The sequence below is a fragment of the Acinetobacter stercoris genome, assembly GCF_900323515.1.
Classification (GTDB): Bacteria; Pseudomonadota; Gammaproteobacteria; order Pseudomonadales; family Moraxellaceae; genus Acinetobacter; species Acinetobacter stercoris.
Genome location: NZ_OOGT01000165.1, coordinates 1 through 9,341, shown reverse-complemented (window position 1 = coordinate 9,341; position 9,341 = coordinate 1). Strand labels below are relative to the sequence as shown.

The window sequence follows — 9,341 nt, the reverse complement described above, 5'->3', positions numbered from 1 at the left end:
ATGATATATATGGTGTTATTTTAATTCTAACTATTTTGGTTGGTTATTTTTTAATACAAAAAATCTATTTTTACAGTGTTAATAAATGTAAGTATTGTTGTAACTATGTCACAGAATATAAAGAATTTGAGTTTGAAATAACAATTTCGTTGAGTTCATAACAGGTGATTTTATGAAAAAAAATCCTATTTTAACCGCTGGATTATTCGCTTTTACTTCATTATTTGCTGCATCTTCTTTCGCGGCAATTACAGGGCAAGTTGATGTGAAATTAAACATTTCATCAGGCTGTACTGTTGATAATTCACAAGTTGAAGGGAACATGAACAAGTTTGGTGTGCTTGATTTTGGTAAATCAGCATCAACCTGGTCAAACGTACTTACAGCAGAAGTTGCATCATCAGGCAATGGTGGTGACTTGACAGTGACTTGTGATGCCGGTGTTTCACAATTCAATGTAAGTGTGAATGGTGGTGAGCGTGGTGACAGAACATTATCAAATGCTACTGACACTGTTGCATACAATGTTTATCAAGATGCTGCTCGTAGCAAACTTTATGAGTTAAATACAAATGTTCCATTCACTCCAACAGCGGCTACACCAGTAAAAGTTCCGATGTATGGTGCTATTGCTGCAAATGCAACGGCTGTTTCTGAAGGTGATTATACAGATACTTTACTTGTAACTGTTTCATTCTAAGAAGCTTTCGTAAGGAGATGAGCAATGTTTGAAAATATTCAATTCAAATCCCTCTGTTTGAGTTTGTGTGTTTTTCTGCATTCTCATCTTCTTTATGCAGGCTCTGGAAGCGTGAGCTTAAAAAGCGAAATTATTTTAGAGCCTGCTTGTCTGATTAATCAGAAAAGTACTTTAAACGGTGCAAATCTCAATAAATTAGGTGATCTGGATTTTGGTGATCAGGATGCCAGTTTTTCATCAGTTTCAGCAACACTCAGTAATGAAACCAATAATGCGATTCATATTCTTTGTCCTGTGGGCAGTAATGTAAAAGTTGTATTTAATGCAGGTCGTAACGCAAATCACGTACCAAGTCAGTTTGCTGCGAATTATCAAAGAGCAATGTCAAATGGTGGTGGTGAATATATTGCGTATCAAATTTATGAAAATAATAAATCTGGAAAGGTGCTTACTCCAGAAACCAGTATCGATTTTTTGGGGGGAAGTGAGTATGTCGTTCGCCTTTATGCTGAAGCTGTAAATGCACAGTCTCTTTCCAAAGGAGAATACACCGATCAAATTACTGTCACGGTAAATTTTTAATAGAGTAGATGAATATGTTTAAAAGTCTTTTAAAAATAAACACATCTATTGTATTGATGTTAACTTCAATAACCGCATTGGCTGCAACTTCAACCAATATTGAAGTGAGTGCAGTGATTGAAAAAGGATGTTTATTTCAGGAATCACCAAAAGGTTTGAATTTCGGAACACATGCTTCTACTTCGCAGGAAAATGCGATTACAGCCAGTATTACCAATAGTCAGGATACATGGAGAATTGAATGTACACCTGATGTTCCTGTCACGATTACGTTTGGTAATGGGAAAAGCTTAAACACATCTACACAAAATCGGCGACTCAAACATGTTAGCTCAGAAAATTACATCGATTATGTGCTTTATCGGAATGCTAATTTAACCCAGCAACTTGGTACAAGTAGTGCCAACAATACTTTGACTCTAAAAAGTACAGAACAAAATCATTTGTTGAATTTTCAGATTTATGGGCTTGTAGACCTAAGCCAAGGGGCAATCAATAAGATGCCTGGTCAATATAAAGATGATGTTTTAATAACGATTGCATGGTGATATCAATGATGACTTTTTTAAAGAAATTTGCCTCTTCCCACAGCTTATTTTTAAAAGCTTTGGCAATAACAGGCACGATTGTCCCTGCAACAGCTTCTTATAGCCAAGCAAACTTTCTGATTTGGCCGATTTACCCTGTGATCGAAAATAAACAAAAAGCAGTACCTGTCTGGCTGGAAAACGTCGGGGATAGCCCTGCAATGGTTCAGATCCGTGTGTTTAAATGGACTCAGGATCAGTACAAAGAACAGTTTTCAACACAACAGGAAATCATTGCAAGCCCGCCTATTGTCAAAATTCCTGCAGGAACAAAACAAATGATCCGTTTGACTCAGGCTGTGCCGACACCTGATCTAAAAGAAAACTCATATCGTGTGGTTGTAGATGAATTACCTGTAGCAATAGATAGTGAGACCGATAATAGTCGTGTCAATTTCAAAATGCGTTACTCGATTCCTTTATTTACTTATGGGAAAGGCATAGGTAGTGGCGCAGGGCAGGAAACCAGAAAGTTAAATAGTAAAAATCCACTGGCAAAGCCAATTTTAACGTGGGGTTTCACTCAGGCTCAAGGTAAAGAAGTGCTTGAAATTAAAAATACGGGTGCAATGTCAGCACGTATTTCAGAGTTTAAGGCAGGAGATAAATTATTTAAAGCTCAAGCCGAGAACAATGCTTATGGCTATGTCCTTCCAAATAGCGTTATTCACTTTTCTTTATCCACTGACCTGAAAAATAACATAAATAAAACTAATACATTGGGTGCAATTGTTGGATCAAAGAAAGAGATTATTGCTGTTGAAAAACAATAGGTGTTTTTCTTATGAATAATTATATAAATTTCAAGGGGAGCGTTTTAGCAAAATGTATATTGGCAGTATTCTGTGCACAGAATATAACAGTTTATGCTGAAACATTTTCTGAAATTCCTGATGTAGCTCAGTCTGTTAAAGAGATTCCACCCATTAAGCTTTATCTGGATTTGGTCATTAATTCATACTCAACCCAGAAAGTGGTGACTGTGGTTGTGGTTGATGAGCATTATTATTTACAGAAATCAGTTTTGAGTGATCTGGAAATTAATCCTGACCACTTCAATACGCAACATGCTCTAAGTAGTGATATTTTGGGACATCTGGGTATCAATGCGCAGCCTGAGGAGTGGGTGCAAATTGATCAGCAAAAAGATATACAGACATCTTATAGTGCTAATAATCAGCAAATACTATTAACAATGCCATCACACTGGTTGCCTGAACAGCAGTTAGGTAAAGATTATTGGTATAAAAGAACGCCTGCACAAAGCGGGATTGGTTTATTGAACAACTATGATGTGTATGTATATAAACCGCATAATCAATCTCGTTCATTGAATGTTTTTACAGAGCAACGTTTTTTTAGTCCGTGGGGGGCTTTGAAAAATACAGGTAATTATCGCTCTTTAAAAAATACAGCAACAAATCGAAAAGAGAATGACTATATCCGCTTTGATACCAATTGGCAGTTTGATAGTGAAAATAATATTGCCACATTAGAGATCGGGGATATTTATTCTGCAACAAAAAATAGCTGGACTCAGTCAGTACGTTTGGGGGGGATTCAACTGCGTCGTAATTTTAGTATTCGCCCTGATTTGATTACTTATCCTTTACCTCAATTTACAGGTCAGGCAGCGTTACCAAGTACTGTTGATTTATTTATTAATGGTCTTAAGAACTCAACTAATGATATTCAACCTGGCCCATATATCTTAAACAACGTACCATTTATTAATGGTCGGGGTGAGGCTGTCGTGGTCACAACAGATGCAGTAGGAAGGCAGGTTTCAACTACTTTGCCATTCTATGTTTCTGGAGATTTATTAAAACCGAAGCTTTTTGATTATGCTGTTTCGGTAGGGAAACTGCGAGAAAACTATGGCATTAAAAACTTTGATTATGGCGATGTCCTGGCAAGTTTTGATGCACGATATGGTGTGAACTCATGGTTGACAGCTGAAGGTCATGCAGAAGGTAATAGCGATATCTGGAATGCAGGTCTGGGGCAGGTATTCAAACTTTATAATTTTGGTGTATTAAATACATCTTATTCATACAGTAAAGCCAAACAAAATAACCGGACATTAAATAATGACGAAAATGGACATCAATTTACTGTTGGCTATCAATACCAGCAACCGCATTTTGGATTTAATGCTTTACATTCCCGCCAGAGTAAAAATTTTAATACGATTGCCAGTTATTACACAGATGGTTTGATTTCAGTGAATGCCACTGAAAGTACAGTAGCAAATCTGCATTTTTCTACAAAGCGTTTAGGTACATTTGGTATTGGTTATTTTGGTATCAAGCGAGACAGTTTTGAAGATTCTGATTTGTTAAGTCTGTCTTGGGCGCCTGTATTGCCTAGAGATTTATTTGGTTCAACTTTATCTTTATCAGCAAATCGGGATTTAAATCAGGATATATGGAATGCCGCAATTCAGTTGACGATTCCATTTGGTACCACTCGTGGTAATCTGAATACAGGTTATCAGTACCAAGAGAATGGTGGTGATTCAGCTTATATCAACTATAACTATCAGATGCCAACCGAGGGTGGTTTCGGTTTCGATTTAACACATAGATATAATGAAAATTCAGATAATTATAATCAAGCACAGGTGAATTATCGTAACCGCTACTTCAATGCTCAGGCAGGGATTTCAGGTGATGATGACTATGACCAATGGTATGGCTTATCAGGCTCTTTAATCTGGATGAGAAACTCAGTGTTTGCAACGAACCGTCTTGGTGAATCTTTCTCACTGATTAGTACCAATGGTCAAGCCAATATCCCAATTCGTTATGAAAATAACCTGATTGGGGAAACCAATAAAAAAGGCTATTTATTTGTGCCTAATGTGACACCTTATTATGGCGCTAAATATTCAATAGATCCGTTGAATCTTTCCTCTAACTTTGCGACACCAGTTGTTGAGCGTCGTTCCGCTGCAAAATTGGGTACAGGAATTATTGTGGATTTCCCTGTAAAGAAAATTCAGGGTGGAAATGTTTATCTGAAATTTGAAAATGGGGAACCATTACCAGCAGGTGCGGTGGTTTATCAAAAAGATAAGAATCCGACTTATGTTGGAATGGATGGTATTGTTTATATTGAAGATTTAGAAAAAGAAAACCTGTTGAAAATTGATTTGGGGCAAGGTCAGCAATGTATCGCAAGATTCCCTGCCGAACTAGGTCAAGAACAGATTATCACCATTTCAGATGTTGTGTGCAGGTAGGAGAAGAATGATGAAGAATAGCTTTTTTTCTTTATTAGTGGTGGGATTCTTGGGGTTATCTGCACAGCAGGTTTTTGCACTAGGGTGTTCAACTTATACTTCTGGTGCAAATTTGGGACCTGTAAGTTCTTTTAATGTTCCTTCTCTTGGGACACAAATCATGTCAGGTGGGCTAGCATGTGATGTGTTATTCAATGCTGTTTCAACGCAATATATTAAATATATGCCTTTAAATGTCCCTGCGACTCTAAAACATGAAGATGGTGTAAATTCTGCTAGAATTATAATTAGGGATACACAAAATAATATTTTGACAACTGGTATTGAAAAAGATTTGAGTCAATTTAATTTAATTTCTATTTTTGGTGGGCCTGATAAAAGTATTCCATTTACTATTACTGTGAACGAATCTACTAATCTTAAACCAGGGATTTATTCTGGTTCATTAAAAATAAAATGGTACTATTATGTTGCTGCTGTTGGAATTGGTGGAATTAATTTATGGACTTATAAAAGTCCAGGTATTACATGGTGGCCAGTTGTGGGATTGACTGATTGGGGCTCAGGGGTAGACTCTGAAGTACCGATTAAATTGATTGTAGAAAAAGATTGTAAGATCAATGCTCAAAATATCAATTTTGGTACGGCTCCACTAGTTTCCAAATTTAATCCTGTCACGGGTACAGTACAGATTACCTGTTCTGCACAGACCCCTTATACTGTTGGTCTTTCAAATGGGCAAAACTATAGCCAAAACCGCCGTATGAAAAACTTGAGCAGTAATCATTATCTCCCTTACGAAATTTATAAAAATACGACTACGCAGCGCTGGGGATATTTAGGTGCAGAACGCTGGTCAAGTGCAAATGCATCGCAAAATCCTGGTGTTTACGATGGCTCTGTAACACAAGGCTACGCCTATACTGCGAAAATTATTGATGATGGAGGTAATGCTTCTGTTGAAGGGACTTATAAAGATAATCTTATTTTAGAAGTGGCTTTTTAGTTCACTTTCAAGAGAAACATTATGAAAAAAATATTTTTTTTAATGATGCTGTTGGGGCTCGCTGGATGTGGAGAAAACAATGATTCAATGTCCCCTTCTACCCAAAATGTAAGTGTTCAAAAGACGGCACTGACACGTAGTGCGAATTTGAATAATACGAATCAAGTATGTTCCTATAATTTTGATGCGACACAGGAAGATTTTGATCAATTTTATGATAAATACCCAATGTTGTTAAAAGATCGAATGTTTCCAACTGTTAATGGGCAAAATTTTGAGTTTGTGATAAACCAAGCATTGGCAAATAAAGAACTAAGTCAATATATAGGAGCAAGTAAAGGCTACTTCAAGATGGCACAAGGGATGGCGGATAACAATAAAGATTATATAAAGGGAGATGCAAGTGTACCTTTAACTGGGATTATTTCCTTTGAAGCAAAGGTGAAAGTCAATTTAAAAAAGGTCAGTGATATTTTGTTAGGGGCTGGTTTTGAGATATATGGTCATACAATAAAAAATGAAAAACTAGCAATGGCAATTTCATATGCTAACAGTCAGTTATTGAGTGAAAATATCTCTGGCCCACGTGGTATAGTTTTTAGCTATGTGTATATGGAGATGGATAAGACGGATGAGAATAATATTATTTATGATTTATTAGATTTAAATGATACTTCTGCCGAATATCAGCATGTAGGTTTTTATATCAATCAGGATAGCAAAAAAATAGGTGTTATTATCAATGGACGTGATAAGGGGTATTTAGCAAAGATCCCATCAGAGATTGATAAATTATTATTCATAGCAAAAGGTTTTAGTCAGGTTACAGCTGATTTCTTGGGTGATACTCAATCGGTAGAACTTATCACAGATCGTAATGCGCTCGAATTTAAATACCCAGAAGGAACAACTGATATTTGTGGAAATCTGATTTAAAGGAATGATCAGGCAATCTATGCTATTGTTCCGAAAAGTAATTTACAAGCCTATAAATAAAAAAGACCCTCAAGCCGAGCCTTGAGGGTGAAATTGGAATTATAAGTGTGGGTGATTCTAATTTTGCATTGAAAAAATTAAGCTGATTTAGCAGTAATGTTATTTTGGCGTTCTGCAGCCTGTTTTTCCTCCAACTCACGTACCAGAGGCAAGACCTTTTCACCAAAGTATTCAACTTCTTCAATGAAATGAAGAAATGCTGAAAGTACTAAATCAACACCAACATTTTTCAATGCAACAATTCGCTCGGCAATTTGTTGTGGCGTACCAATTAAATTGGTTTTAAAGCCATCATTATATTGAACCAGATCTTCAAAAGTTGATTTAGCCCAGTTGCCTTCACCCTCTTTGGATGCTGCTCCAGCTTCACGTGTTGCATCACCAAAAGCGTTGACCGCTTCAACATTGGCTTTATCAATGATTTCTTGTAATACAGATTTTGCTTCTTCTTCTGTATCACGAGCGATAATAAATGCATTCACACCAATTTTGACATCGTGATTGTTTAGCTTCGCTTTCTCACGGATATCATCAATCTGTTTTTTCAATTCTTCTGGTGTATTTCCGTTAGTGAAGTACCAGTCAGATACACGAGATGCCATATCGCGTGCTGCACGAGAACTTCCACCCTGAAAAATTTCAATATATGGTTTTTGTACTGGTTTTGGTTTAAGCGTGTAGTCTTTAAACTGGTAATATTTACCATCAAAACTATAGTTATCCGTTGTCCAGATTCCTTTTAAGGTACGAATAAACTCTTCTGAACGGACGTAGCGTTCGTCATGTTCTGGCCAAGGTTCACCAATTGCATCAAATTCGCCTTTAAACCAGCCGCTGACGACATTAATTGCGATACGTCCGTTAGTTAGATAGTCGATGGTTGCCAATTGCTTAGCCGCCAGTGCTGGTTTCCATGGACCAGGGAGGATTGCAGCAATGACCTTAAGTTTGTCAGTTTTGGCAAGTAATGCATGACTAAAGCTCACAGACTCATGCTGATTTTCTGCGCCATATCCAGCAGTAAATCGAATTTGAGTCAAGGCATATTCAAAGCCGTTTTGTTCAGCGGCTTGTGCCAGACGAACGTTGTAGTCATAGCTCCAGTCAGTACGTTGTTCGATGTTGCTCACCACCAAACCGCCACTCACATTCGGAACCCAATAAGCAAACTTAACTGGTTCTTGTTGTTTTGCTTCTTGTTGTACTTGTGTCATTGTGAATCCTCCCAATTTTAAAAAATTAAGCAACTTGCGTCTTTGGCGTTTTTACTTTGCTGTGTAAACGAGACTCGGCTGCATCTAAACTTGGAACTGCGGCAGAAGGTAATACTTCTTCTTGCTCAATCTGTTTATTAATTCCAAGATTTTGATTTGCCTGTTCTGTTTTCGATTTTACAGCTTCAGCACGTTGACCCTTGGCTGGCGCCCATTCAAGTACAGGTAATGCACGTGCAACAGCTAAGGTTATGCGGTCACGAAGCTGTTCACTTCGGATGGTATATTCAGGTGTAAAGTCTTTATCCGTAGCATAAACACCGATTGGTAGTGTTTGTGCCTGGAAGAAACTGAATAATGGACGTAATTGGTGCTCAAGAACTAATGCATGACGATCTGAACCACCTGAAGCGGCTAATAAAACAGGGACATCAACCAATGCTGTTTGTTCTACAAAGTCAAAAAAGTGTTTGAATAAACCTGTAAAAGATGCGCGATATACAGGTGTTCCGACAATAAGTGCATCTGCCGCTTCTAATTTTGCCAGATCTTCCTGGATACGCTCTGGTAACTGATTACGGTAGATAGCTCCCCCTAATAAATGACCTATTTCACTGAATTTAATAAAATGAACATTGATTGGTGTTGCTTCGCCAAGTTCATTAATAATTTCTTGGACAAGGCTCTCTGTTTTTGAAGGATTATTTAATCCACCAGATACAGCAACAATATTTAAAGGTTTTTGCTCGGAATAATTAGACATGATAAAAAAACTCAAAATAATCTCGGAATGACGTTATTAATGACGATCTAGGCTTATGCTGTAAAATAAAGAAAAACAGAAAAGTTATCTTTTTTTTTGATATATCTGCAAAAATCAATTTTCTTATAAAAAAATAAATCTAAATGACTGATATAAAATATTTTTACTATTTATGATAAACAATTATTATTTATGGATAAATTTTATATGAAAAAATGATTAGTAATTCGCATTTTTATTAAATAGCTT

9 protein-coding genes are annotated in these 9,341 nt (G+C 36.8%); 7 read left to right on the top strand and 2 right to left on the bottom strand.

Annotated elements, in window-relative coordinates:
• Window positions 1-172: 172 nt before the first annotated feature.
• The 7 genes from KPC_RS14835 to KPC_RS14805 all read left to right on the top strand — a co-directional run bounded on the left by KPC_RS14835 (window position 173) and on the right by KPC_RS14805 (window position 7,055).
• Window positions 173-700, top strand: a complete 528-nt coding sequence (locus tag KPC_RS14835; protein WP_121975139.1) for a Csu type fimbrial protein — start codon at window positions 173-175, stop codon at window positions 698-700.
• 111 nt (window positions 701-811) lie between these two features.
• Window positions 812-1,282, top strand: a complete 471-nt coding sequence (locus KPC_RS14830; RefSeq protein WP_171334514.1) for a Csu type fimbrial protein — start codon at window positions 812-814, stop codon at window positions 1,280-1,282.
• Between the two features lie 14 nt (window positions 1,283-1,296).
• Window positions 1,297-1,830: a Csu type fimbrial protein gene (locus tag KPC_RS14825; RefSeq protein ID WP_171334513.1), complete on the top strand. Its 534-nt coding sequence runs from the start codon at window positions 1,297-1,299 to the stop codon at window positions 1,828-1,830.
• Between the two features lie 5 nt (window positions 1,831-1,835).
• The gene (locus KPC_RS14820) at window positions 1,836-2,642 is read left to right on the top strand and encodes a fimbrial biogenesis chaperone (RefSeq protein ID WP_171334512.1); all 807 of its coding nucleotides are present in this window, start codon (window positions 1,836-1,838) and stop codon (window positions 2,640-2,642) included.
• A gap of 11 nt (window positions 2,643-2,653) precedes the next feature.
• Window positions 2,654-5,113, top strand: a complete 2,460-nt coding sequence (locus KPC_RS14815; protein ID WP_121975136.1) for a fimbria/pilus outer membrane usher protein — start codon at window positions 2,654-2,656, stop codon at window positions 5,111-5,113.
• Window positions 5,114-5,120: 7 nt separating this feature from the next.
• Window positions 5,121-6,119, top strand: coding sequence for a Csu type fimbrial protein (locus KPC_RS14810; protein WP_171334511.1), 999 nt, complete (start codon window positions 5,121-5,123; stop codon window positions 6,117-6,119).
• A 21-nt stretch (window positions 6,120-6,140) separates the two neighbouring features.
• Window positions 6,141-7,055: a DUF4882 family protein gene (locus tag KPC_RS14805; RefSeq protein ID WP_121975134.1), complete on the top strand. Its 915-nt coding sequence runs from the start codon at window positions 6,141-6,143 to the stop codon at window positions 7,053-7,055.
• A gap of 137 nt (window positions 7,056-7,192) precedes the next feature.
• On the opposite strand, the gene sfnG is transcribed toward KPC_RS14805, so the two are convergent.
• Window positions 7,193-8,329: a dimethylsulfone monooxygenase SfnG gene (gene sfnG, locus KPC_RS14800; RefSeq protein WP_121975133.1), complete on the bottom strand. Its 1,137-nt coding sequence runs from the start codon at window positions 8,327-8,329 to the stop codon at window positions 7,193-7,195.
• A 25-nt stretch (window positions 8,330-8,354) separates the two neighbouring features.
• A complete protein-coding gene (gene msuE, locus KPC_RS14795; RefSeq protein WP_121975132.1) occupies window positions 8,355-9,092 on the bottom strand; it encodes an FMN reductase in 738 nt (245 codons plus the stop codon).
• Window positions 9,093-9,341: the final 249 nt, after the last annotated feature.